This is a genomic window from Streptomyces dryopteridis (assembly GCF_049606955.1).
GTDB lineage: Bacteria > Actinomycetota > Actinomycetes > Streptomycetales > Streptomycetaceae > Streptomyces.
In genome coordinates, this window is sequence record NZ_CP187114.1 from 1,339,492 (window position 1) to 1,359,376 (window position 19,885).

At 76.4% G+C, this 19,885-nt stretch carries 18 protein-coding genes and 1 tRNA gene; 12 read left to right on the forward strand and 7 right to left on the reverse strand.

What is annotated here, in order from left to right; genetic code table 11:
• Position 1: 1 nt before the first annotated feature.
• The 3 genes from ACN20G_RS32460 to ACN20G_RS32470 all read left to right on the forward strand — a co-directional run bounded on the left by ACN20G_RS32460 (position 2) and on the right by ACN20G_RS32470 (position 2,813).
• Positions 2–1,273 carry a cation:proton antiporter gene (locus ACN20G_RS32460; RefSeq protein ID WP_424216822.1) on the forward strand — a complete coding sequence of 424 codons (1,272 nt, stop codon included), beginning with the start codon at positions 2–4 and terminating at the stop codon, positions 1,271–1,273.
• 525 nt (positions 1,274–1,798) lie between these two features.
• The gene (locus ACN20G_RS32465) at positions 1,799–2,014 is read left to right on the forward strand and encodes a hypothetical protein (RefSeq protein ID WP_424216823.1); all 216 of its coding nucleotides are present in this window, start codon (positions 1,799–1,801) and stop codon (positions 2,012–2,014) included.
• Between the two features lie 115 nt (positions 2,015–2,129).
• On the forward strand, positions 2,130–2,813 hold the full coding sequence (locus ACN20G_RS32470) for a DUF6629 family protein (protein ID WP_424216824.1): 684 nt from the start codon (positions 2,130–2,132) through the stop codon (positions 2,811–2,813).
• Positions 2,814–2,875: 62 nt separating this feature from the next.
• Here the strand turns inward: ACN20G_RS32470 and ACN20G_RS32475 are convergent, their stop codons facing one another.
• Positions 2,876–3,664, reverse strand: coding sequence for an SDR family NAD(P)-dependent oxidoreductase (locus ACN20G_RS32475; RefSeq protein ID WP_424216825.1), 789 nt, complete (start codon positions 3,662–3,664; stop codon positions 2,876–2,878).
• A 162-nt stretch (positions 3,665–3,826) separates the two neighbouring features.
• Between ACN20G_RS32475 and ACN20G_RS32480 the strand changes: the two genes are divergently transcribed.
• Both ACN20G_RS32480 and ACN20G_RS32485 read left to right on the forward strand, forming a co-directional pair.
• On the forward strand, positions 3,827–4,420 hold the full coding sequence (locus tag ACN20G_RS32480; protein ID WP_424216826.1) for a TetR/AcrR family transcriptional regulator: 594 nt from the start codon (positions 3,827–3,829) through the stop codon (positions 4,418–4,420).
• 162 nt (positions 4,421–4,582) lie between these two features.
• Entirely contained in the window at positions 4,583–5,116 is a 534-nt protein-coding gene (locus ACN20G_RS32485) for a hypothetical protein (protein ID WP_424216827.1), read from the forward strand.
• Between the two features lie 83 nt (positions 5,117–5,199).
• Here the strand turns inward: ACN20G_RS32485 and ACN20G_RS32490 are convergent, their stop codons facing one another.
• Both ACN20G_RS32490 and ACN20G_RS32495 read right to left on the reverse strand, forming a co-directional pair.
• A complete protein-coding gene (locus ACN20G_RS32490; RefSeq protein ID WP_424216828.1) occupies positions 5,200–5,661 on the reverse strand; it encodes an N-acetyltransferase family protein in 462 nt (153 codons plus the stop codon).
• Between the two features lie 152 nt (positions 5,662–5,813).
• Positions 5,814–6,209 carry a hypothetical protein gene (locus tag ACN20G_RS32495; RefSeq protein WP_424216829.1) on the reverse strand — a complete coding sequence of 132 codons (396 nt, stop codon included), beginning with the start codon at positions 6,207–6,209 and terminating at the stop codon, positions 5,814–5,816.
• A 254-nt stretch (positions 6,210–6,463) separates the two neighbouring features.
• Between ACN20G_RS32495 and ACN20G_RS32500 the strand changes: the two genes are divergently transcribed.
• Together ACN20G_RS32500 and ACN20G_RS32505 are read left to right on the forward strand one after the other, a co-directional pair.
• Positions 6,464–7,108 (forward strand): HPP family protein, encoded by a 645-nt coding sequence (locus ACN20G_RS32500; RefSeq protein WP_424216830.1) that lies wholly within the window; start codon positions 6,464–6,466, stop codon positions 7,106–7,108.
• Positions 7,109–7,176: 68 nt separating this feature from the next.
• Positions 7,177–7,247 (forward strand) — tRNA-Ser (locus ACN20G_RS32505).
• Positions 7,248–7,253: 6 nt separating this feature from the next.
• Here the strand turns inward: ACN20G_RS32505 and ACN20G_RS32510 are convergent.
• Both ACN20G_RS32510 and ACN20G_RS32515 read right to left on the reverse strand, forming a co-directional pair.
• Entirely contained in the window at positions 7,254–7,874 is a 621-nt protein-coding gene (locus ACN20G_RS32510) for a GNAT family N-acetyltransferase (RefSeq protein WP_424216831.1), read from the reverse strand.
• 142 nt (positions 7,875–8,016) lie between these two features.
• Positions 8,017–8,790 (reverse strand): hypothetical protein, encoded by a 774-nt coding sequence (locus tag ACN20G_RS32515; RefSeq protein WP_424216832.1) that lies wholly within the window; start codon positions 8,788–8,790, stop codon positions 8,017–8,019.
• Positions 8,791–9,369: 579 nt separating this feature from the next.
• On the opposite strand from ACN20G_RS32515, the gene ACN20G_RS32520 reads away from it, so the two are divergent.
• The gene (locus ACN20G_RS32520; RefSeq protein WP_424216833.1) at positions 9,370–10,203 is read left to right on the forward strand and encodes a PhzF family phenazine biosynthesis protein; all 834 of its coding nucleotides are present in this window, start codon (positions 9,370–9,372) and stop codon (positions 10,201–10,203) included.
• 268 nt (positions 10,204–10,471) lie between these two features.
• Here ACN20G_RS32520 and ACN20G_RS32525 read toward each other — a convergent pair whose 3' ends face one another.
• The gene (locus tag ACN20G_RS32525) at positions 10,472–11,161 is read right to left on the reverse strand and encodes an HD domain-containing protein (protein WP_424216834.1); all 690 of its coding nucleotides are present in this window, start codon (positions 11,159–11,161) and stop codon (positions 10,472–10,474) included.
• A gap of 729 nt (positions 11,162–11,890) precedes the next feature.
• Here ACN20G_RS32525 and ACN20G_RS32530 point away from each other — a divergent pair.
• The 4 genes from ACN20G_RS32530 (at position 11,891) to ACN20G_RS32545 (ending at position 18,486) form a co-directional block, all read left to right on the forward strand.
• The gene (locus ACN20G_RS32530) at positions 11,891–12,556 is read left to right on the forward strand and encodes a maleylpyruvate isomerase N-terminal domain-containing protein (RefSeq protein WP_424216835.1); all 666 of its coding nucleotides are present in this window, start codon (positions 11,891–11,893) and stop codon (positions 12,554–12,556) included.
• A 1,453-nt stretch (positions 12,557–14,009) separates the two neighbouring features.
• Positions 14,010–14,852 carry a hypothetical protein gene (locus tag ACN20G_RS32535; protein WP_424216836.1) on the forward strand — a complete coding sequence of 281 codons (843 nt, stop codon included), beginning with the start codon at positions 14,010–14,012 and terminating at the stop codon, positions 14,850–14,852.
• Between the two features lie 752 nt (positions 14,853–15,604).
• Entirely contained in the window at positions 15,605–16,687 is a 1,083-nt protein-coding gene (locus tag ACN20G_RS32540) for a DUF1996 domain-containing protein (protein WP_424216837.1), read from the forward strand.
• 68 nt (positions 16,688–16,755) lie between these two features.
• Positions 16,756–18,486 carry a discoidin domain-containing protein gene (locus ACN20G_RS32545; protein WP_424216838.1) on the forward strand — a complete coding sequence of 577 codons (1,731 nt, stop codon included), beginning with the start codon at positions 16,756–16,758 and terminating at the stop codon, positions 18,484–18,486.
• Between the two features lie 137 nt (positions 18,487–18,623).
• Here the strand turns inward: ACN20G_RS32545 and ACN20G_RS32550 are convergent, their stop codons facing one another.
• The gene (locus ACN20G_RS32550; protein WP_424217423.1) at positions 18,624–19,727 is read right to left on the reverse strand and encodes a LacI family DNA-binding transcriptional regulator; all 1,104 of its coding nucleotides are present in this window, start codon (positions 19,725–19,727) and stop codon (positions 18,624–18,626) included.
• Positions 19,728–19,885 lie beyond the last annotated feature (158 nt).

The following is a 19,885-nucleotide window of genomic DNA, read 5'->3' on the forward strand; positions in this document are numbered from 1 at the left end:
CGTGCACTCAGCCCTCTTCCTCGTCGAATTCGGCGCCATCATCCTCGGCCTCGGCCTCCTCGGCCGGCTCGCCGGCCGGCTGGGCTTCTCGCCGATACCCCTCTACCTGCTCGCCGGCCTGGCCTTCGGCGAGGGCGGCCTGCTGCCGCTGCCGGCCAGTGCCGAGTTCGTGGCCATCGGCGCCGAGATCGGCGTGATCCTGCTCCTGTTGATGCTCGGCCTGGAGTACACGGCCTCCGACCTGGTCTCCAACCTCAAGACCCAGTACCCGGCCGGACTCGTGGACTTCGCGCTCAACGCCCTGCCCGGGGCCGCCGCCGCCCTGCTCATGGGCTGGGGCTGGGTCGCGGCGATCGTGCTGGCCGGCGTCACCTGGGTGTCCTCCTCCGGGGTCATCGCCAAGGTCCTCGGCGACCTCGGCCGGGTCGGCAACCGGGAGACCCCGGTGGTCCTGAGCATCCTGGTCCTGGAGGACCTGGCGATGGCGGTCTACCTGCCGATCCTCACCGCCGTCCTCGCCGGCGTGAGCCTCGCCGCCGGCGCCCTCACCCTGGGCATCGCCCTCGGCGTGGCCGGCGCCGTGCTCTTCCTCGCCGTCCGCTACGGCCGGGTCATCTCCCGGTTCGTCTCCAGCGACGACCCGGAGAAACTGCTGCTCGTGGTCCTCGGCCTGACCCTGCTGGTCGCGGGCCTGGCACAGCAGTTGCAGGTCTCGGCGGCGGTCGGCGCGTTCCTCGTCGGCATCGCCCTGTCCGGGGAGGTCGCCGAGGGCACGCACACCCTGCTCAGCCCGCTGCGCGACCTGTTCGCCGCCGTGTTCTTCGTCTTCTTCGGCCTGCACACCGACCCCGCCGACATCCCCCCGGTCCTGCTCCCGGCCCTCGCCCTGGCCGTGGTCACCGCCGGCACGAAGATCGCGACCGGGTACTGGGCCGCCAAACGCGCCGGCATCGGCCCGCGCGGACGCCGCCGGGCCGGCGGCACCCTCGTGGCCCGGGGCGAGTTCTCCATCGTCATCGCCGGACTGGCCGTCACCGCCGGCGTCGCCCCCGAACTCGGCCCGCTCGCCACCGCGTACGTGCTGATCCTCGTGATCGTCGGCCCCCTGACGGCGCGTTACACCGAACCCGTCGCCGCCCGGATCGCCGCCCGCCGCGCCCCGCGCGACCCGGGCCCCGCCGGCCCGACCCCGACCGCCGTCGAGCCCCCCGCCGACCGGCCCGAACTCCCCGAGGCCCCCGAACTCCCCGAGAGCGCCCGCGAACGCACCTGAGCCACGGGCGAACCGCACGCGAGGCGCACGCGAGATCCGCACCCGAGACGCACGCCGAGGGGCCGACACCCGTACCGAACATGGGTGTCGGCCCCGATGCGCCCGCCGGCCCCGCCCCGTCATGCTGGGCCCGGGGAGGGACGGCGGCCCCGACCCGGTCGCCCCACGCCACGGACGATCGGAATCCGCGTCGATGCCGGCCTCCCCCCCCACCGGGCCCCGCCCGCCCCCGCACCGTCCCGCGCCCGGGGCCGGCCGTGACCACCGTCCACCGGCCGGGCGGCGCCGTGTTCGTCACCGCCCACGCGCCCATCGCGACCCAACGTGTCCCCGCGCCCCGGCCGCCCCCGGCGGCGCCGTCCCCGTGCCGCTGCCCTTCGGCTCCGCCGCGCCCTCGGACCTCGGACCTCGGCCCCCGTGGACGAGATCCCCTTCGCGGCCTCCGCCGACCGGGGGCGGCCCTGCCGCTTCGCCCCGGCCCGACCCGCCCGCCGCCGTTCCCGCCCGCACGTCCCAGGAGCGAACGTGACCGTGACCCACGCGCCCGCACCCGCGATCCCCGCCGCCGCGCCCGCCACCACCCCCGAGGCCGGCGTCCGGCTGCGCCGCGCCGGCACCGCCCTCGGCCTCGGCGCCTGCCTGTTCGGCGGCGCCCTGCCCCGCCCCCTCCTCCTCGCCGCCGGCCTGATCCTCCTCGGCCTGACCACGGGCGACCGCCCCGAGCAGCACGGCCCCCCGTGACCCCGTGACCCCGCACGTCCCGGTACGTGCCGCGCGCGGGACCGAACGGCGGAAATCCCGGCCCGCGCCCCGCGCGAGCGGCCCCGAGCACGCCCTCGACCGCGACAGTGGGGCGATGTGCTGGAGCATGACGGCCGACCTCGTGGCGGGCGGCGCGATCGGGACGGCGGGGCTGGTCTGCCTCGCCCGGGTCCGCGACGCCCGCGACCTCCCCCTCGCCGCCCTCCCACTGCTCCTGGGCGTCCACCAGCTCGTGGAGGCCGCGATCTGGCACGCCGGGGGCGGCGCCGGGCCCGTCGTCACCCTCTGGGCCGTGATCGCCCTGCCGCTGCTGCCCGCCTGGGTCCCGCTCGGCGTGCTCCTGGCCGCCGCCCCGCCCCGACCCCGGCGGCTGTACCCGCCGGTGCTGCTCGGCCTCCTCACCTCCGCCCTCCTGGCCGCCCACCTCGCCGGGGGCACCGTCACCGCCGAGATCCGGGGCCGCCGGATCGGCTACGGCGTGGACCTCCCGCACGGGCTCCCGCTGCTCGCCGGCTACCTCCTGGCCACCATCGGGGCCCTGCTGCTCGCCGAGGACCGGGCGCTGCGCCGGCTGGGCCTCGTGACCGGGGTGGGGGCGGCCGGGTGCGCGGCGCTGTGGCGGCTGGAGTTCGTCTCCACGTGGTGCGCCCTGGCGGCGGTGGCCTCCCTGCTGCTGCTCCCGTGGCCGCGCCGGAGGGAGCGGCGGGCGGCGGATCCGGCGGGGACGGCCGGAGGCGACGAACGGGCCGCTGCCGGCCCGGCCGGCCTCCCGGGCTGAGCCCGGGGCCGCGTCCGGGCCGGGTGGGCGGGTCGGGCGGGCGGGTCGGGCGGGCGGGCGGGTCAGGCGCCGAGCGCGCGGCCCGCCACGGCCAGGGCGAGGCGGCGGGGGGCCGCGGCGGAGGCGAGGACGGACAGGCGGGTGGCCCAGCCGACGACGACGCTGGGCGGGGTGCGGCGCCCCTCCAGGGCGCGGCGGGCGGTGGCGACCACCTGTTCGGCGGTGGCCATGCGGCCCACGGCGGCCTTGCGGGTGCCGACCACGTCGAAGAACTCGGTGCCGACGGGACCGGGGGAGACGGCCAGGACGCGCAGGTCGGCGTGGCGGTTCTCGTGGGCGAGGGCCTCGGTGAAGTGCAGGACGAAGGCTTTGGAGGCGCCGTAGACGGCCATGGCGGGGGTGGGCTGGTAGCCGGCCGCGGAGGCGACGTTGACGAGGGCCCCGCGCCCGTCGGCGAGGAGGTCGGGCAGGAAGGCGCGGCTGAGTTCGGCGACGGCGGTGACGTTGAGGCGGATCATCTCGCCGACCCGGTCGGCGTCCGAGCTCGCGAAGGGGCCGTGGGCGCCGAAGCCGGCGTTGTTGATCAGGGTCTGGACGGCGAGCCCGCGCTTGTCGAGTTCGGTGCGCAGGTCGGCGGCGGCGCCGGGCAGGCTCAGGTCGGCGGTCACGACGTGGGCGCGGACGCCGTGGGCGGCCGCGAGTTCGGCGGCGAGCTCCTCCAGGCGGTCGGCGCGGCGGGCGACGAGCACGAGGTCGGCGCCGCGGGCGGCCCACTGGCGGGCGAATTCGACGCCGAGTCCGGCGCTGGCCCCGGTGATGAGGGCCGTGGTTCCCCGGTAGGTCATGGGCATGAGGGAGACTTCCGTCCGGTGGGGGATGGTCGCTGCTCCTCCGAATGTAGGCGCTGACATCATTGTGGTCAACGACAACATCGGGGAGGGGTCGAGGCCGGTACTCCACTCCACTCCACCGCACCGCCGCCGTACCGACCAGCCAGAACAGGAGGGGACGCCGTGACCGAGGGGTCCTACCACCACGGCAACCTCAGGACCGCCCTGCTGGCCCGCGCCGAGGCCGTCCTCGCCGACACCGGCGTCGACGGGCTCTCCCTGCGCGGCCTGGCCCGGGACCTCGGCGTCAGCCACGCCGCCCCGTCCCGCCACTTCCGCGACCGGCAGGCCCTTCTCGACGCCCTCGCCGTCTCCGGGTTCACCCGCCTCAACGCCCGGCTGACCACCGCCGCCGAAGGCCCCGGCCCGGTCCCCGCCCGCCTGGCGGCCCTGGGCCGGGCCTACGTCGAGTTCGCCGTCGGCCACGCCCCGCTGCTGGCCCTCATGTTCACGGCCAAACGGGCCGAGGGCTCCCCGGAGGAGCTGCGCGCGCTCGGGCACCACTGCCTGGAGGTCGCCGCCGGCCTGATCGCCCGGGCCCAGGCCGAGGGAGGGGTCCGGGCCGGGGACCCCGAACGGCTCGCGCAGGTGGCCTTCTCCACCGTGCACGGCCTGGCCGCCCTCGCCGTCGGCTCCCTCCTCGACGACACCCCGCTGGACGAGGCCGTGGACCTGGCCCTGGACGTCCTCCTGGCCGGGCTGCGCCCGACCCCCTGACGGGAGCGGTCGCGTCGTGGCGGGGCGCGGCGGGTGGGGCGGGCGCGGGTTCACCGGTTCGGGTGAGGCGGGACGCGGGACGCCGTTGGCCGGGCCCGGTTGTGGTGGTCTGCCCCCGTGTCGTGCGACCGCGCGACCGGCCCGCGAACGAGAGAGACCCCCATGACCCCCCACCCCGTGACCGGCCCCGCCGCCGTCCTCGGACTCGCCCTGGCCGCGCTGTTCGCGGCCTCGCCCGTCGCGAGCGCCGGCGCTTCCGCCGACGCGAGGCTCTCGCCCGCCGGCGCACCGGTCGGGGCCGCGCCCGTCGCGGTCGCGCCGCGCGCGCTCGACCCGTTCGCCGCCCTGCTCGTGGGCTCCTGGCGCGAACCCGCGCCGCGCACGCGCACGCCGGCGGCCGTGGAGACCTACACCCTGCGGGCCGACGGGACCTTCTCGTTCGACCTCGCGAGCTCCTGCGCGGACGCCCCCGCCGACACCTGCCCGCAGGTGATGGACGCGGCCCAGTACGGCACGTGGAGTGTGCTGCCGCCGGCGGCCGGGGCGGCCGGGCCGGTGGTGCGGTTCGCGGCGCGCGGCGCGTTCGGGCCGTTCACCTACGAGCGGACGCTGACCCTCGTGGACGGATGCGCGATCCGGCTCGACACGACGAAACTGGTGCGTACCGACGTACCCGGGTGCGTGGACGCGGGCTGAGGCGGCCCGAGGCGGGTGGAGCCGGCCCGTCGCGGCGGTGTGTCGCGCGGCGGGCCGGCGGGGCGCTGGGGCGCTGGGGCGGGTCAGCCCGAGACGGGCATGTCGTACGTGATCCACATGGTGCGTCGGGCCACCTGGTCGTACTTCGAGCGGGCCCGGTGGTTGTCGTCGGCGGTGATCCAGCGGACCACCGTCCACCCGCGCTCCTCGGCGATCCCGCGCAGCGCCTCCAGCAGCAGGTCGGCGACGCCCGAGCCGCGGCTCTCGGGGTCGACGAACAGGTCGTCGAGGTACCCGCCGACGGACGCGGCCAGCGGGCGCGCGAACGGCCGGTAGTGCGCCAGCCCGAGGAGGCGGCCGTCGCCGGCGTCCGCGACCAGCGCGTTCACCTCGTGCGCCGGATCGTGGATCCACCCCCAGACCCGCTCCGCGGCCTCCTCGCTCTGCTCGGTCTCGTAGAACTCGGCGTAACCCCGGTACAGGGCGCGCCACTGCGCGAAGTCCTCCGCGCGCGGCGCGCGGATCTCGACATGGCCGGACGACATGGCTGGTGCACACTCCCGTGCTGCTCGCCCGGCGCCCGAGGGCCCCGGGACAGGACGCTGACCGGATCCACTGACCGGATCCCCACACGATCATCGGTCAGGGCGGCCGGCCGGTTCCCGGCGGGTCCCCCGGTCCGGCGGGTCCGCGCCGCTCAGGGGCCCAGACGGCGGTGCGCGGCCCGCGCGTTCAGGACCCGGCCGACGACCGTGCCGGTGGCCGCCGCCGCGAGCAGGCAGCCGATGCGGGCCGGATCGTAGGGTGCGGCCCAGGTCAGTTCGCCCATCGGCGGGGTGCCGAAGGCGTTGAGGATCAGCCAGCACAACAGGGCCGTGCCGGGGGCGGCGGCGAACCGGGCGCCGCTGCCCGCGAGGGCGGCGATGACGGCGAGCACGCCGAGGTCGAGGGCCGGGTCGCCCTGGGAGTCGACGAGGTTGAACGCGAACACGGACAGGAGCGCGGCGCCCGTCACCACGGCCCACACCGACGGCGTGGCGGCCGGATCCGGAACCGGGCGCATCCCGGTGTTGATCCGCTTCCATTCGAGCACGGCGAACGCCTCCCTCACAGCGCCGGTCCCCCCAGTGGAACCCCCCGATATGGTGCACCACCCCGGCGGCGGCCCCGCCCCCTTCCCGGAAGCCCGGGGAGGCCGGCCAGGGGGTGGGTGCGTGGCCGGTACACGGGGTTCCGTAGGATCGGCGCACCCTGCCGGGCACCGACCGCGACAGCGCCGTCCGACGTCGGCCCGGCCCCTGCCCGCGCCGCACCCCGAGCGGTCGCACCCGCCCCGAAACCGACACCGTGAACCTCGAACACCCCGCCCTGCCCGAAACGCCGACCGCGACCGCCGCACCCGCGGCCACCCCGACGCCCGCCGCGTCCGGCGTTCCCGTCGCGGCCTCCCCGAGCGCCGTGCCCTCGCGCCGGGCCGGCCGGCCGCGCGTCGGCGTCGGCGGCCGTCTCGCCGGCCGCGCCCCCGCCCCGCCGACCGTGCCCGCCGTGCTGCACAACGCGAGCGCCGTGACCGTCGCCCTCCTCGCCCTCGTGGGCATCGGCGCGCTCGTGCACGAACCCATGCTGATCCCGCCGATCGCCGCGTCCGCCGCGATCGTCCACAGCGTGCCGCACCTGCCGCTCGCGCAGCCCCGCAGCGTGGTCCTCGGCCACCTTCTCAGCGCCGCCCTGGGCTTCCTCGCGCTCGGCCTGCTCGGCCCGCACGCGTGGGTCGCGGCGCTCGCCGCGGGCCTCGCCCTCGCGGTGATGACGATCGCCCGCACCCCGCACTCCCCGGCCTGCGCCACCGCCGTGGTGATCGTGCTGCGCGGCCCCGACCCGCGGTCGTTCGTGCCGCTGCTCGCCCTCGCCTGCGTCCTCCTCGTGGCCGCCGGCTGGGCCGCCTCCCGCGCCCGCCCGACCGCCCCCCGCTACCCGCTGTACTGGTGGTGACCCGCGGCCCCGCACCCGATACGATCCGGCCCGAACGCGGACCCGCCCTCGGGCCGGCCCGCGTCCGGGCGCCGGTGGTCCAAGACGAGAACGCCCCACCGCTCGTGGGGAGACGCGGGTGCGAGTCCCGTCCGGCGCACGGAGTTCAGGCCGCGGGCGCGGGGCGTCCGGGTTCGCGCCACATGGACCACAGGGCGGGACCGCCGCCCGGCAGCGACAGTTCGTCGCGCACGGTGAAGCCGAAGTGCTCGTAGAAGGGCAGATTGGCCTCCTTGGACGACTCCAGGTAGGCGGGCAGCCCGGCGGCGTCGGCCTTGGCCAGTCCGGAACGCAGCAGCGCGGCCCCCTGGCCGGTGCCCTGCGCGGCCGGGTCGGCGCCGATCACGGCCAGGTACCAGTGCGGTTCGGCCGGGGTGTGGGAGGCGGCGGCCCCGACGGCGTCACGGAACGCCCCGGCCCGGTCGCCGAGCAGGTCGAGCAGGGCGGCGATGGTCTCGGCGTCCGGCACGGCCTCGTCGCGGGCCTCGGCCGGCACCCAGAACGCGGCGGCGTCGGCGGTGCGTTCGCACAGGGCGGTGCGCGCGTACTGGCGGGTGAAGATCGTGGTGAAGTACGCGGCGAGGGTCGCCTCGCGGGCGGTCTCGTCGGGGAAGAACCAGCCCATCATGGAGTCGTCGTGGAAGGCGCGGGACAGGACGCGCCCGATGGTCGCGGCGTCGTCGGGTCCGGCCGTCATCGGTGTGTTCGTCTGCGGCATACGGGTCATTCTGCACGCGGTGATCTTGAGGGGTGAGACGGGGTCCCCCCGGACCGGCTCGGCCAACCGCCGCACCCGCCAGGGCAGTCGGCCGGACCGGACGCCCCCGGTCCGACCCGACCCCTGCCCGGCCCCGGCCCGGCCCGGTGGGTCAGCCGACGCGGCCCAGCCAGATCCCGTCGGACTCCGAGAGGCTCTCGCGGAACATGGTGCGCACGTCCACCTGGATCTCGTCCCCCGCGTCGGCGGGCAACAGGAAGGCGTGCCGGCCGGTCGCGGTCCCACCGGGGGCCAGGGTCGGCGGCATCGGCTTGTGCCCGCTCGCCCCGTAGTACGCCTTGGTGTCCACGCCCAGCCCGTCGCGTACGGCGGGCAGCACGACGGGGTTGACGCTCTGCGTCGACCCGTTCGTCACGGTCACCTCGAACCGCAGGAGCCGCTCGCCCTCGGCGGCCCCGCTCTCGTACCGGCCGGGGGTGAAGGGCTCGGGGGCGCCGACGGTGACGGTGACCCCGTTCGGGTAGGTGTGCGTGCCGCCGAAGGCCAGCGGCTTCGGCGCCGTCGGCGGGGGCGTCGGCTCGGGCCCGGAGGTCCGGGAGCCGTCCGGGCCGGGGCTCTCGGAGGCGGCGGCGCCCGGTCCGGAACGCGACCCGCCGGCCTCCCGCCGGTCCTTGGCGTCGCCGACGGCGGGCACGATCACGAAGAGCATCACGCAGGCGATCACGACCGAGAGCGTGCCGAACGTGAGCGCGGCCCAGGCGGAGGAACGGTCGGAGCCCGACCGTCGGCGCAGCGTGCGCAGGGCGAGGGCGCCGAGCACGACGGCGGGCACGCCCAGACCGACCGCGATGAAGAACATCGGGGGGAAGAGGGCGAGGAACACGCCGAGGGCCCCGAGGACCGTGCCCACGCGCCCGAGGCTCACGGACGGCTTGTGGGGCGCGGGCGGGGGAGTGCCCGGGGCGGAGGCCCAGGCGGGCGGGAACGACCCGCCGTGCGAGGCCGAGGGGTACGCGGTGCCGCCGGGCGGCGCGACGAAGGGCCCGGGCGCCTGGCCGTACGGGGCGTACGGGGTGTGCGCAGTGTGTGGGGCTTGCGGAGGGTGCGGGACGTGCGGAGGGTGCGGGGTGTTCGGGACGTGGGGGGCGTCGTGGCTCCCGGAACCGAAGGCCCACGCCCGCGGCCCGGCCCCGGCCCCGGCCCCGGCCCCGGCCCCGGGCTCGGGCTCGCGCCGGGCGGACGGGTACGCGGGGTCGACGTACGGCGTCGACGCCGGCGGCGGGACCCGGTCGGAGGACGGGTGGGACTCCGGCGGGGGGAACGGGCCGGGCGGCGGCGGGGTGGTCATCGGGCAGTCCTCCAACAAGGCGAAACGATCACCCTAACAACGCCCCCGCCCCGTGCGATCCGTCCCGAAGCCCCTGGTCACCGGCCCCTTCGCCCCGATGCGCGCCGGCCGGACGGCCGAAGCGCGTTCCGGTGCGCGCCCGGTAGCGTGCGGATCATGCGCATTCGAATCGTCGACGCCTTCACCGATCGTCCGTTCACGGGCAATCCCGCCGGCGTGCTGCTGCTGGACGCCTTCCCCGAGGACTCCTGGCTCCAGGCGGTGGCCCGCGAGGTCAACCACGCCGAGACCGCGTTCGCCCACCCCCTCCCGTCCGGCGGCGAGGCCGACTGGGCCCTGCGCTGGTTCACCCCGGCCGCCGAGGTCGACCTGTGCGGGCACGCCACCCTCGCCACCGCGCACGTGCTGCGAGAGAGCGGGCAGGCGGACGGGGAGGTCGGCGGGGAGGTCCGCTTCGCGACCCGCAGCGGCGTGCTCACCGCGCGCGTGGACCCCGAGGGCGGCGCCGTCACCCTCGATTTCCCGACCTCCGCCCTGCACCCCCGCCCCGTCCCGGACGGCCTCTCCGAGGCCCTCGGCGGCGCCCCCGTCCGTTCCGCGCACGCCACCTCCCCGCACGTCGGCGACCTGCTCGTGGAACTCGCCGACGAACGCAGCGTCCGCGTCCTGACCCCCGACCTCGCCCTGCTCGGCCCGTTCGCCCCGCGCGGGGTCATCGTGACCGCGCCGGCCGCCGACCCGGCCGAGGGCCAGGACTACGTGTCGCGCTGCTTCTACCCCAACGTCGGGGTGCCGGAGGACCCGGTGACGGGCAGCGCCCACACGGCCCTCGCGCCGTTCTGGTCGGAGCGGCTCGGACGCGCCGACCTGATCGGCCTCCAGGCATCGCCCCGCCCGGGCCGCGTCCGCACCTCGTGGCGCGGAGCGCGCACCCGGCTCACGGGGCACGCGGTCACCGTCATCGACGGCACCCTGAACGCCGGAGCCTGAACAGCTACCGCAAAAGCGACCTGACATCCCCGGGCCACATCTTTTTTGCCAGGCAATATGGCGCATTCACCTCTTGGATGATTGACTGGTCCGACGCGTGTCACGCAGGTGCGGTTCCGTGTTCGGATCCAGGTGCCGGGCCGGGGGAACCCTGGTTCACTGGCATGCGTACGGGGTCGACGCCGGCCGAGTGGCTCTCGCCGCAGCGGCGCCCCCGACACCAGGGCCCTCGCGCGCCGATCGCGGTGTTCGACGCGCGGGGGCCCTGTCACGTCCCGGGGGCGGAGCCCGAGCCCGGATCCGAGCAGGAGTCGGGGTCGGCACGGGGGACCCAGCCGCGGTCGGCACCCGTGCGGATCAGTTCCCGCGCGTACGCCCACAGCTCGGCCGACGCGTCCCCGATCACCGCCTTCCGGGCGAGCACCTCCCGCTCCGTGACCCCGGGCGTCCGCCAGGTGCCACCACGAGCCGCGTAGTTGAGCAGCAACGGCTGGAGCCGGTCCATGGCCTTGGCGAACCGCGCCTCGGGCGTCACCCGCGCCTCGAACTCGTCCCACAGGGCCCGGAACCCGTCCCGCTGGTCGGCGGGGAGCAACGCGAACAGCCGGTCCGCCGCCCGCCGCTCCCGCTCCTCCTGATCGGCCGCGGCCTCGGCGTCGTACAGGAAGGTGTCACCCGCCAGGATCTCCACCAGGTCGTGCACGAGGACCAGCGCGAGCGTCCGGCCCGTGTCCACGGGTTCGTCGGCGTACTCCGCGAGCAGCAGGGTCATCAGGGCCAGGTGCCAGGAGTGCTCGGCGTCGTTCTCCCGACGGTCGGCGGCGATCAGCGGACTGCGCCGCAGGACCGTCTTCAGCCGGTCCACCTCCACGACGAAGTCGATCTGACGGCGCAACCGCTCGGGCGTCCCCTCGGGCTGCCGAACCGACGCCGACAACAACGGGGCGTCCTCGGACACGGCACCGGACGACGCCGGCGGAACGCCCCCGGGTACGGCGTCGGACGCCGGCGGGGGCGGGGCGCCCCCGGACACGGCGTCGGACGGCGGCGGGGCGTCCCCGGGTACGGCGTCGGACGGCGGCGGGGGCGGGGCGGGGGACATGGCGGACTTCCTCCTCGGGTTCGGGGCACGCGAACACGCCCCTGCCCCCGAGGCTCCACGCCACCCCCCACCCCCGCAACACCACCCCCACCGCCGCCCCACAACCACCCCCAACCACCGCACGCCCCACCCCAGCCATCACCCCACCCGTCGCCCGATCCACCCGACCACCGCCTCACCCGACCACCGCCTCACCCGACCACCGCCTCACCCGACCACCGCCTCACCCGGCCTCCGGCCCGCCCGGCCACCGCCTCATCCGGCCACCGGGACGCCTGGCCACCGACTCATCCGCCTTCGGTCCGCCCGCAGCCCGGCACCCGGCGCCCGGTCCATTCGCGGCTCGGCACGCCCGGAGTCGGGCACGTACGGTGTCCGACCCCGCCCTGCGCCCGGCAGCGCGGCGCCCGTGTACGGCTTCGCCCGAGTGCCGGTCCGCCCGCCCGGGCGGCTGCGGCGCCACCTGCCCCGTGCCCGCCGTCGATCGCCGCGAGACGCTCGGCCCGCGCCCGCCCGCGCCCGCCCGCGTCCGGCCGCGCCGGTCCGCGTCGGACGGGTCGCGTGGTGCGCTGGTAGCGTGCCGTCGTGGATCTGTTCGCTCACACCTGGGCGGCCCTGCGCGCGGCCGTCGCGGCGCTCTCCGACGCCGACTTCGCCCGTCCCTCCGGCTGCGCCGGGTGGCTCGTGCGCGACCTCGCGTGCCACCTCGTGATCGACGCCCAGGACGTGCTGATCACCCTCGCCACCCCCGTCGACGCCGCGCCCACGCACAACGCCGCCGACTACTGGCGCCCCGCCCCGCAGCCGCCCGGGACCGCGCCCGGCGAGGATCCGCTCGCCGCGCTCACCGTGCGCCTGGCCGCCGCCTACGGGCAGCCCGCGCTCCTGCTGCACCACCTCGACGACGTGGGTGCCGCCGCCGGCCGCGCCGCCGCCCTCGCCGACCCGGACGGCCGGGTGGGCACGCAGGGCTTCGTGCTCACCGTGCGCGACTACCTCGACGCGTACGTCCTGGAGTGGACCCTGCACCACCTGGACCTGATCGCCCACCTGCCGACCCTCCCGCCCCCGGACCCGGCCGGCCCGCGCCGCTCGCGCGCCCTGCTGGAGGAGGTCCTCGGCGCCCCGCTCCCGTCGTCCCTCCCCGACGTCGACGCCCTCCTCCTGGCCACCGGCCGCCGCGCCCCCACCCCACCCGAGACCGAGGCCCTGACCCCCCTGGCCGACCGCCTCCCCCTCCGCCTCGGCTGACCCCCGGGGTCCGGGCGGACTGGAGGGTCGGGCCGCCGGGTGGACGACCAGTCGGTTCCGCGGTGCGTCAAAGAGGGCGGCCGGTGTTCGGCCTTCCCGCAGACTTCCTCGGAGGGTCCTCTCGTGCTCACGTGCACGATCCGTCCGGGACCCGCGGGTGTTGATGGCGTCCGACCATGCGCCCAGGTTCCGGCCACACCGTTCCGGCAACCCGCACGGAACCTTCACGGCGTCCCGCGTGAGACGGAACGGTGACCGCCGTTTCCGCTGCCTCACAGGGCTCAACCACGGGCCCGGACCATGCGTCGGTCACATCAGGAGCAACGGCAGTTGCCCTGCCGACCCATGGGGGGGGGACGCGGTGTCAGAACACTTACGGGGTACCGGGGACGGGATCCCCGACAGGTCGACGGCGGGGAATCAGGGAGTGCCCTCGCCGACGAGGGACGGGGCCGTCGGGGACGGGGCGCCGGCCCGGACCCGTCAGGGGCGTGCGGTGGCCCGGGCGCAGCCGTGGGTGGAGCCGCCCGGCCACGTGCCGTGGAGCAAGACCCCGCAAGGTCGGGCGAAACCCGCCTTGCGCCCGGTGGACTGGGTGGTCGCGGTGATCATGGCGGTGTGGCCATGACCGTGAAAGGAATGTGGCGGCGAACGGTGGCGCGGCGTCCGATGGCGTGGACGCCGGTTCGACGAAACGGCGGCCGCAGAGGACGGCGTCCGGGTGGTTGTGGACGGTCGCGGCCATCAGCGGGGGGCGAACGGTTCCCGGTCGGACGCGCACGTTCGAGCAGGGGCTTGCGCAGCGCACGCACGAGCGAGGCGTCGGGCAGGCCGGTCGTTCGGCGCACTGGTGACGGCCTCGACGCCCGGCGGCCGAGCGTTCCGGATCGGTCGCGCGGGCGGGTACGGCATCGGTGGCGGCCGACCTTCGCGGGGACGGGCGCGTGATCGGCCTCTGTCCCGAGGTGGAACGATCATGGTGTGGCCGTTTCCGGACGGCCCCGTTCGCCCGACCGAGCCCGCGCATCCTCGGGAAGCGGGCGACGGATCTGCGGCGCCGAGGCGGGAACACGGTGCGCAAGGCCGCCTGGGGAGCGTCTGCCGGAGGATCGACCGGCGTGCGGGCCTGCCCGCGCCCCGGCTCGCCCCGCCGTTCGGGGTTTCGACGTACGACACCCGCTGCCGCCTCCCCCGGGGGCGTTGTCGCGGCCGCCCGACCCGATCGCCGGTGTCGGCGTCTGCCGGCCGGCCGGCTGATGAATCCTGCGCCCGGTCGGGCCTGAGACCCCCGACCTCCTGCCCGCCGGCACCCGCCTCCCCGCCCGCCGTGGCCCGCGCCGGCCGTGCCTTCGGGGTCCTGGGCGTGGGCCGGGCGGAGGGTGGAGGGGGTGCCGGGGCCCGGCGCGAGGGAGGTCTCCGGACGCCGGGCCGGCGGCGGTTGTACGGTTCGAGCATGAGTCTGAGCCCCGGCCAACACGAACTCCTGGCGCTGTACGTCACGGCGGCCGGGCCGGTGCCGACGACAGCGCACCGGACCGGAGAGCCGCCCGGCGGCGTCGGCGACCCCGTCTGGCAACGGTGGGCCGACCGGCAGGCCATGCTCTCGGGCGCGCTCCTCTCCCTCGTCGGGCGTGGCCTGATCCGCACTCTCGCGCCCCGCGTGCCCGGCGGACCCGAACGTGTCGTGGTCACCGACGCCGGTCGCGCCGCGCTCGCCGCCGCCGACCGGGGCGTCTGCCAGCCCACGACGCCGCCCGGAGCCCCGCCCCAGCCGGTCACGCCGCCGCCGGTGCCGGTCGGGGAACTGTTGGACGGGGTGGCCCGGGCCCGCGGTTGGTCGCGCCGGACGCCGTCCGAGGACCCGAACGCGGCCCGGCTGGTGGTGCCGGAGGAGGGCCGTTGGCTGGCGCTGGAGGTCCGACCCGACCCCGACCCCTCCCGTCCGGGCCCCCTGGCCGAACTCACCGCGGGCCCCGTCCGCCCCTCGGGCACGCCCGGCCCCACCGGCGTGACCCGCCCGAGCCCGGGGGCCCTGGCCGGGGACCTGCCCGAACTCCTCCACGAGGTCGACCAGCTCTGGCGCCTCCTCGACACCGCCGGCGACACCGGCCCGCCCCCCGTGCGGCCCGCCGGGCACGAGGGCCCGGCCTGTTCGGGGCGGGGCCCCACCCCGTACCCGGAGGCCGTGTCGGACCCCGGCCGGGGTCCCGTGGCGGGCACGCACCGGGGTGCCCGCCCGCACGATCCCCGGTCGGCGCGCGATCCGAGGACCACCCGCGACACGACCCCCGGCTGAGCCCCGAGCCGTTCCGTCCGCGCCGCCCTCATCGTGATCGGGGCCGCTCCTTCGTTCGGTCGTGCCCTCGCGGGCCGGCCGCCGCCCGCACCCCGGGCGGGGGCGCGTGGTCACGTGCCGCGGACGGCGGTGGTGACCCCGGCGACGGTGCTCGGCGGCGATGTTCGCGAGGTGTGCCGCGAGCGGGTGAGCCTCCACGCGGCCGTCGGGTCCGTCGGGTCCGTCGCCTCGGTCGCCTCCATCGCCTCGGTCGTGGCGGGGGATTCGGATCTCGCGGTGTGCGCCGTGGGGGTGGCGTGGGGGCTCGGCGGGCGCTCGGTCGATCCGTTCCGAGTCGTGACCTCGTCGTGGATCCGTCGCGGGGTGGGTGAGGCGACGGATTCTCGATCGTTCTTGGCTCACGACTTTTCCCATGGCGTGAACAAACTCCGAGGCCAGGCCACGTGCCAGGTCCGAGGGGGTGTCGGCGGGGTGTCGTGGCGTCAGGAGGGCTTCGTGCGCGACCCCTTGACGCCTCGCTCGCGGCGCAGTTCACTCACGCATCGATCCCCCGTTCAGTACGCACCGGCGGGGCGGCCGCACCGGTCGCCCCGTTTTTCCGGAACGTCCGAGAGAGCGCTCTCCCGGCTCTCTCGGGCCCCTCCCCCCGCACGGAAGGAGCCGCGACCGTGTCACTCCGCAGGTCACCCGACCCGTCCCCGAACACGTCACCCGACCCGTCCCCGGGCCCGTCCCCCCACCTCGCGTCCCGCGTGTCACGTCGGACCTCCCGCACCCGCCCGCTGTCCCTCGTGCCGATCCTCGCCGCCCTCGCCATGACGGCGGCGGCCGGGCTCGCCGGGCTCGGGCTGACCGCCCAGGCCGCCCCCGACACCGGCGCCGTCCCCCAGCACGCCCTCCACCAGGCCGCCGCCCCGCTCGCGACCGGCGACGACCCCGACGGCGACGGCTACATCCCGGCCGTCCCGCAGGTCACCGGCGTCACCCCCTCGTGGGAGGTGCCGCCCGACCGGTACTTCCACGAGTTCCAGGCCAACTGCTCGGTCACGCACACCGCCTCCGACGACCCGATCGTCTTCGCGGGCCGCCCCGGCGCTTCCCACAACCACACGTTCATGGGCAACACCACCACCAACGCGTTCAGCACCACCGCCTCCCTCGGCGCGGGCGGCACCACCTGCACCGCCGGCGGGGACCTCTCCGGCTACTGGATGCCGACCCTCTACGACGGCGACCGCGCCGTGCTGCCCACGGGCCCGCAGACGATCTACTACAAGTCCGGGGTCACCGACTACCGCAGCGTCCGCCCCTTCCCCAAGGGCCTGCGCTACCTCGTCGGCAGCCCCACCCAGACGGCCGCCGAGTTCCGCGCGCACCGCGGCTGGGTCGAGGGCTGGGAGTGCGGCGACAGCTACAAGAACGTGGAGTTCCCCGCGAACTGCCCGGCCGGCACCCAGCTCAACATCCGGATGCAGGCGCCCAGTTGCTGGGACGGCAAGTACCTCGACACCCCCGACCACAAGGCCCACATGTCCTACCCCGTGGTCAAGCCCGGCAGCAACGACAACGTGTGCCCCGCGAGCCACCCGGTGGCCGTGCCGATGGTCGAGTTCAAGATGGCCTTCCCGGTCAGCGGTGACATGAGGAACGTGCGCCTGGCCAGCGGCTCCGGCCACTCCTTCCACTACGACTTCTTCAACGCGTGGGACGACCGCACGCTGGCCGCGATGGTCGACCACTGCGTGCGCGGCGGCCTCCAGTGCAACGCGCGCGGCTACGACGAGACCCACCCCGAGGCGGGCGCCGTCCTCGGCGCCGACGGACGCCTTCCGTAGCCCCGTCCCCGTCCCCGCACCCGCACCCGCACTCGTCCCCCTCACCCCCGAACACAGGAGGTCCCCGCGTGCACTCCCGTACGCGCGCCCTGGTCTCGGCCGCCCTGCTGGCCGGCACCCTCACCGTGCTCCCCACCGCCCCCGCCCAGGCGGCCGGCAGCGTCGTCAAGGTCACCGGCAGCCAGGGCAACTGGCAGCTGACCGTGGACGGCGCCCCCTACCAGGTCAAGGGCGTCACCTGGGGCCCCTCCCCGGCCGACGCCGCCCGCCTGCTGCCCGACGTGAAGTCCCTCGGCGCCAACACCATCCGCACCTGGGGCACCGACGCGAGCAGCCGGCAGCTCTTCGACGCCGCCGCCGCCAACGGCATCAAGGTCGTCGCCGGGTTCTGGCTGCAACCCGGCGGCGGCCCCGGCAGCGGTGGCTGCGTGGACTACGTCACCGACACCACCTACAAGACCAACGCCAAGAACGAGTTCGTCAACTGGGTCCGCACCTACCGCGACCACCCGGGCGTCCTCATGTGGAACGTCGGCAACGAATCCGTCCTCGGCCTCCAGAACTGCTACTCCGGCACCGCCCTGGAGAACCAGCGCAACGCCTACACCACCTACGTCAACGACGTGGCCCGCGCCATCCACGCCGTCGACACCGACCACCCCGTCACCTCCACCGACGCCTGGGTCGGCGCCTGGACCTACTACAAGCGCAACAGCCCCGACCTCGACCTGTACGCCGTCAACGCCTACAAGGACGTGTGCGGGGTCAAGGCCGCCTGGGAACAGGGCGGTTACACCAAGCCCTACATCGTCACCGAGACCGGCCCGGCCGGCGAGTGGGAGGTCCCGAACGACGCCAACGGCGTGCCCCTGGAGCCCGGTGACCAGGCCAAGGCCGACGGCTACACCAACGCCTGGAACTGCGTCACCGGCCACCGGGGCGTCGCGCTCGGCGCCACCGTCTTCCACTACGGCACCGAATACGACTTCGGCGGGCACTGGTTCAACCTGACCCCGGCCGGCGAACGCCGCAAGTCCTACTACGCCCTCAAGCGGGCGTACGGCGGCAACACCGCCGGCGACAACCTGCCGCCCACCGTGTCCGTGCCCGCCGTCGACGACCCGACGGCCGTCCCGGCCGGCAAGGAGATCACCGTCCGCGCCCCCGCCACCGACCCCGAGGGCGACCCGCTCGCCTACGAGGTGCTGTGGGGCGACAAGTACGTCACGGGCGGCGGCGGCCTGGTCTCCGCCCCCTCCACCCACCTCGGCGGCGGCACCCTGAAGGTCACCGCCCCCTCCCGCACCGGCGTGTGGAAGCTGTACGTCAAGGCCAAGGACGGCCGGGGCAACGTGGGCGTCGAACAGCGCTCCGTGCGCGTGGTCCCGCCGCCCGTGGCCGGCACCGACGTGGCCAAGGGCCGCCCCACCACCGCCTCCACCTTCCAGAACGACGGCTACGGCGGCTGCCCCTGCGCCCCCGGCCTGGCCACCGACGGCCGCGCCGACACCCGCTGGGCCAGCACCTGGGCCGACCCGCAGTGGCTCCAGGTCGACCTCGGCGAGAACCGCGCCCTGCGGCACGTGCAGCTCGTCTGGGAGACCGCCTACGGAAAGGACTACACGATCAAGGTCTCCGACGACGGCCAGAACTGGCGCACCGCGAAGACCGTCACCGGCGGCGACGGCGGCATCGACGACTTCGACATCGCCGCGAACGGCCGCTACGTGCGGCTGGACCTGACGGCCCGGGGCACCGGCTACGGCTACAGCCTGTTCCAGTTCGGCGTCTACTCCTGACCCGTTTCGAGCGGGTCTGACCCGGCCCGACCTGACGCGGTCCGACCCGGCCGGCGGCAGGTGCCCCGCCCGAACTCCGCGCGCCGCCCGCACCACACCCCGCCGAACGGGCCGCGCGCGGACACCCCGACCCGGTCTCAGGCCGAGTCCCGCACCACCAGCACCGGATCGAACAGCGACGCGGTCGGCCCCCGGTCGGCCGCGTCGCCGCGTCCGCCCTCGCCCGCCCCGCCACCGCCCTCGATCCGCTCCAACAGCAGCCGCACCATCGCCACCGCCATGTCCTCCACCGGCTGCCGCACCGTCGTCAACCGCGGCCGGCTCGCCCCGGCCGCCGCCGAATCGTCGAACCCGACCACCGCCACGTCCCGGGGCACCCGCAGCCCCCGCTCCCGCGCCACCAGGCACGCCCCCTGGGCCATCAGGTCGTTCGCCGCGAACACCCCGTCCACGTCCGGCGACGCGTCCAACAACCGCCGCATCGCCTCCTCCCCGCCCGCGAGGGTGAAATCGGCGTGCACGACGGCCGGCACCCGCCCCGCGCCCGCGCCACCCCCGCCCTCCGCCGCGCCCGCCAGGAACCCGGCCACCCGCTCCGCGCTCGCCGGCACGTCCGCCGGCCCGGCGATCACGGCGAGTCGCGAGCGGCCCGTCGCCCGCAGCCGCCCCGCCGCCAGCGCACCGCCCTCGTGGTGCCGCAGGTCCACGTGGTCCAGCGCCACCCCCTCCGGCGGCCGCGCGAACAGCACCGCCGGCACCCCCGCCGCCGCCAACATCCCGGGCAGCGGATCCCGCGCGTGCGTGCTGACCAGCAGCGCCCCGTCCGCCCCGCCCCGCGTGAGGTGGGCCAGCACCCGCCCCCGGTCCTCGTCCGACTCCGCGAACATCAACACCGGGTGCAGGCCGCGGGGCCGCAACGCCCGCACCACCCCGCTGACCACCCGCCCGAAGAACGGGTCGCCCAACACCCGCCCCGCGAACTCCGCGTCCCGGTCCTCGGGACCCGCGCCCGAGACCACCAGCGCCAGGGTGTCGGTGCGCCGGGTGACCAGGGCGCGCGCGGCCCGGTTCGGCACGTAACCGGTGGCCGCGACGGCGTCGCGCACCGCCCGCGCGATCGCCGTGTCCACGTTCCGCACCCCGTTGACCACCCGCGAGACCGTGGCCCGCGAGACACCGGCCGCCCGCGCCACGTCCTCCAGCGTGGGGGCGCCCGACCGGGGCGCCGGCACGGTGCGCACACCGGCGCCGCCCGCGCCCGCGCCGCGAGCCCCGCCGTGTCCCGCGCCGTGTCCCGCGCCGGGCCCCTCGCCCGCGCCGTCGCCGCCCGTGTCCCGCCCGGTGTCCATGGCCGCACTGTAGCGGCCGGCCGGCCCCCGCGAGCCGGAACCCCGCGCGG

Coding starts and splice junctions, on each gene's coding strand:
- ACN20G_RS32470 (WP_424216824.1), top strand. CDS start 2,130: ATGTGCTGGAGCATGACGGCCGACCTCGTGGCGGGCGGCGCGATCGGG.
- ACN20G_RS32520 (WP_424216833.1), top strand. CDS start 9,370: ATGCGCATTCGAATCGTCGACGCCTTCACCGATCGTCCGTTCACGGGC.
- ACN20G_RS32535 (WP_424216836.1), top strand. CDS start 14,010: ATGAGTCTGAGCCCCGGCCAACACGAACTCCTGGCGCTGTACGTCACG.
- ACN20G_RS32510 (WP_424216831.1), bottom strand. CDS start 7,874: ATGACCCGTATGCCGCAGACGAACACACCGATGACGGCCGGACCCGAC.
- ACN20G_RS32485 (WP_424216827.1), top strand. CDS start 4,583: ATGACCCCCCACCCCGTGACCGGCCCCGCCGCCGTCCTCGGACTCGCC.
- ACN20G_RS32490 (WP_424216828.1), bottom strand. CDS start 5,661: ATGTCGTCCGGCCATGTCGAGATCCGCGCGCCGCGCGCGGAGGACTTC.
- ACN20G_RS32475 (WP_424216825.1), bottom strand. CDS start 3,664: ATGCCCATGACCTACCGGGGAACCACGGCCCTCATCACCGGGGCCAGC.